Origin of the sequence: Wenyingzhuangia sp. (assembly GCF_039768515.1) — a bacterium.
Classification (GTDB): domain Bacteria; phylum Bacteroidota; class Bacteroidia; order Flavobacteriales; family Flavobacteriaceae; genus Wenyingzhuangia.
This window is the reverse complement of record NZ_JBDNAI010000027.1, coordinates 1-3,276: the sequence shown is the minus strand read 5'-3', so window position 1 is coordinate 3,276 and position 3,276 is coordinate 1. Positions and strand designations below refer to the sequence as shown.

At 37.6% G+C, this 3,276-nt stretch carries 5 protein-coding genes; all 5 read right to left on the bottom strand.

The window, feature by feature from the left end; all coding sequences use genetic code 11:
* A partial coding sequence (locus ABF281_RS01985) for an FAD-dependent monooxygenase (protein ID WP_347180026.1) occupies nt 1–379 on the bottom strand: 379 nt, incomplete at its 3' end.
* 31 nt (nt 380–410) lie between these two features.
* Nucleotides 411–1,526 (bottom strand): alpha/beta hydrolase, encoded by a 1,116-nt coding sequence (locus ABF281_RS01980; protein ID WP_347180025.1) that lies wholly within the window; start codon nt 1,524–1,526, stop codon nt 411–413.
* Nucleotides 1,527–1,614: 88 nt separating this feature from the next.
* Nucleotides 1,615–2,607, bottom strand: coding sequence for a VOC family protein (locus tag ABF281_RS01975; RefSeq protein ID WP_347180024.1), 993 nt, complete (start codon nt 2,605–2,607; stop codon nt 1,615–1,617).
* A gap of 215 nt (nt 2,608–2,822) precedes the next feature.
* Nucleotides 2,823–3,056 carry a hypothetical protein gene (locus ABF281_RS01970; RefSeq protein ID WP_347180023.1) on the bottom strand — a complete coding sequence of 78 codons (234 nt, stop codon included), beginning with the start codon at nt 3,054–3,056 and terminating at the stop codon, nt 2,823–2,825.
* An 84-nt stretch (nt 3,057–3,140) separates the two neighbouring features.
* The coding region (locus ABF281_RS01965) for a DUF3861 family protein (protein WP_347180027.1) at nt 3,141–3,276 on the bottom strand (136 nt) is incomplete at its 5' end.

The window sequence follows — 3,276 nt, the reverse complement described above, 5'->3', positions numbered from 1 at the left end:
TAAGTCCCATGCGGTATTTGACACCAGCGTTAATCGCCTCATCATACATTACATCGTGTAAAATTCTTCTGGAAACACCATTATGACTTGGGTATTTCCCCGCAGGAGGAGGCCCTGCAACACCAACGTTATGACCTCCTGCAGTAAACATTTTTACTTGTCCATAGGGAAATCCACGTTTCATGGCTTCATCAGCGATACCAATTTTATCTAGCGCTTTAAGGGCATTGGCTTGTTGTATGATACCGACGCCATAAACATTATATTCCTCTAATCGTTCCGCAATTTCGACTGAAACTCCTTTTTTAGCAAAGGCAATAGCAACGGCCTGTCCACCTATACCGCCTCCAACGACGAGAACTTTCTTAACTGGCAACATGTTTTTGATTTTAATGGTTGTCTACTAAATACTATGCGTGGATTTTTTCTGCAATCCAATCATACATTTCCAATGTCGGCATAAAATTGTCCACTTGACAATGCTGTGCACCACTTTCTCCATCAGGTACGATTTTCATTTTATGTTCACAGGTTAAATGCTTCTCTAAGGTAATAGCGTGATCTATAAAATTTTGTTTATCACCTCCACCATGCATTATAAATGTTGGCATAGAAATCTTTTCAGCTACACCATTTTCTAATGTAAAGCCCTCTAATTTTTTAAGTACTCCTTCGTAAGTGTCCTCATCCATGATGTGCTGTACTATTTTTGCCAAAGGATGTTTTCCGCTTCTTCCTGCCCAAACAGAATAGTAGGACCAAACAGCACCAAAAATCATGCAGACTTTAAAGCGAGGTTCAAATGCGGCACAACGTGCCGCCATATATCCGCCCATAGACACTCCTGCAATTCCTACACTAGAAGTATCTACTTCATTTTTTAAATTTTCTAGTACCCAGTCTAAAACAGCTGTTCCAGCCACGTTGTAATCATGACGTGAATGAATGTGATTTAAACGAAGTGCTGCACCTTGTCCAGGTCCGTCCATGGCCAATAGAGCAATCCCTCTTTCCATTAGGTGATCACCAATTCCAAAATAAAGCTCTTCAGCTAAACTATCTAACCCACCAAACATGACCATTACAGGTGGATTCTTCGCCCCTTTTGGTTTAAAAAGATATCCTGGTAAAAAAGAATCTTCAAAAGGAACTTCTACCTGTATTGGTTTTTCTTCAAAGTATTTAGTCGCTTTTATAAAAGCTTCGCGAGCTTTGACATAGGTTTCAATTTTTCGTTGGTCTTCTAATGGCATAAAAAACTCAGCGGTTCTCAAGTAGTTGAACGCTCTTAAATAAGTTCTTCTAGCCGAGACGTATTTTCCATCTTTTTCATACGCTTTTGCCCAATCATTTACTTCATTTCCTTTTTTAAGCCATTCTAGGTTAAAGGTTTCTCTATTGTCGGGATCAATGTTGCTTGCAACTTCTAAAATTTCTGCAAATTCACCACCTCCATAGTGGGCTTGTGTAAGTGCTCTATTAACTTGATAAGAAGGCATGTATTTGCCTGGAAAAAAATGCCACATAATTTTTTGTTTTGTTTTGTACGAAGGCTTTTTGACTTGACGTCATTAAAACCCATTGATAGTACTTTCGTTTAAATTAATTGACCTGCTAAATGTCTACAGGCTTAACCGTTCCATCATCAGACAGACCCAATTTCTTTCCTTTGGCCATTTCTGCAAAAGGATTTACTGATCCCCAAGCGTCATTTGGGTTATCTTTTAAATAATGAACATCTAAGTGGTCTGGCGCAAAGACCAATCGAGCGCAGGCATAATATTCAAATAAGATGCCACTCCCTGGATCAGTAATATATATAAAAAAGCCTTCATCTGCTTTATGACGTGTAGGGGCGCCCATAACACTTTTATATCCTTTTTCAATGAAATAATCCAGTGCTAAAAGAACCTCTTCTCGACTGTCGACATTCCAGCAAATATGATTTAATACTGCTTTTTTAGGCTCGATATTTGGGTCTGTAAAAACGGCAATATCATGGGATAAATTAGCAATGGTATGTAAACCTCCGATTGGTGGTAGATCATCTGAAATTCTTATTTCATCGGGGTTTTTTAAACCTAATGCTTTCCAAAATGCCTTCTCTTGAGGATAAGCTCCTTTAGAAACCATATAGGTTACGTGATCAAAACGACGTGGATTTGCCCCTTTAAGACGATTGCTGGAATAGCGGTCAGCATAGACACTACCTCGTTCTCCTTCCTCTCTTAACCAGACAACATCCCAAAAGATTTCATGCATATGGCCTTCTGGAGATTGAAATTTAAATGCTCTTCCATGCCCTAAGTCTCCCTCGTGCCAACCTCGCCCAGCACCAATGCTTTCAAGATATTCAACCGCATCTTCAAGAGCCTCTGGACTATCTGCTCGCCAGCCAATATGTCCTAAGCCCGATTCTTCACTTTGTGTCAATTTTAATGTGTGATGAAAATAATCACCCCAAGCGCGGAGATAGACTGAGTCTTCTTCCTTTCCAGTTATATCCATCCCTACAATGTCACTAAAAAAATGTACTGACTTTTCGAGATCTTTCGTTAAGACCTCAACGTGAGCCATTTGTGATAAATAATGTGGGTTTTTTGCCATTTTAATTAATTTTAATTTTTAAATGATAATCTAGTGATTACAAATTTAATTTTGTTACAATCTTTTAATGAATCTATTTTCAATTGATTATATTCAAAATCAATTTTTTATACTTTATTTTCATCTTTTAAATTAAATACTTCATTCTTTTAAGGTATAATTACTGCCATCTGCAATTATTGTGATTCCAGTAATAAAGCTTGAACACTCTGAGGCTAACCAAAGCGTTTAATTATCATAGAAGTACAGGTCTCTAAAACAGACTTTACCTTTGAAGATTTAATTAGTAGATGTATGAAAATAGCTGCTTCCTCCTCTACTGAAAGCAAGAATTCATCACCGTGCTCTATTCTTTCAGACACAGATAAAGAGGTCATACGTTCATTTTCATCCAGCATACGATCCTGATATTCTGCGAGTACGGTATTAAATTTTATATCTGTAGGCATTCGTTGATGTTTAATTTCCATCACTGGTGGCTGTACCACCACGGATTAATAAGTTTTCCCAGTAAGATCAAACAAGTCTTCCATTTAGACTTCAGGAGATTTTATTTTCTTCATTAAAGCACTAAAAGCAGGCCTAAACTCTTCAAACAAAGGATTGTCTTTATTCTTAAGCATTACCTCACTAAATAGCTTTAGGCCAATAGCAAATTCAACAGATTGT